Source organism: Psychrobacter sp. Sarcosine-3u-12 (assembly GCF_002836005.1).
Classification (GTDB): Bacteria; Pseudomonadota; Gammaproteobacteria; order Pseudomonadales; family Moraxellaceae; genus Psychrobacter; species Psychrobacter okhotskensis.
In genome coordinates, this window is record NZ_PJBY01000064.1 from 1 (window position 1) to 261 (window position 261).

At 41.8% G+C, this 261-nt stretch carries 1 protein-coding gene; it reads right to left on the bottom strand.

Annotated features, from left to right (window positions below):
• Positions 1 to 258: transposase (locus CXF65_RS01170; protein WP_227523171.1), on the bottom strand; the 258-nt coding region annotated here is incomplete at its 3' end.
• Positions 259 to 261: the final 3 nt, after the last annotated feature.

A 261-nucleotide genomic window follows, 5' to 3' on the forward strand; every position in this document is an offset into this window, starting at 1 on the left:
ATCATAAAACAATTTGGATAAGTCGTTTTCCATCCAGCCTTGGCGTAGAAACTTCACCTGAGCCCATTTCTTCTCAATAGGGTTCAAATCAGGGCTGTACGGCGGCAGCCATAGAATACGATGACCATGCCTATTCAGTAGCTTTTGAATACGCTTACTCTTATGAAATCTGGCATTATCCATCACAATCACGCATTTGGTTTTAAGACTTGGGATTAGCTTGTGTTTGCACCAGTGATAGAAGACGATGCTGTTGATGTT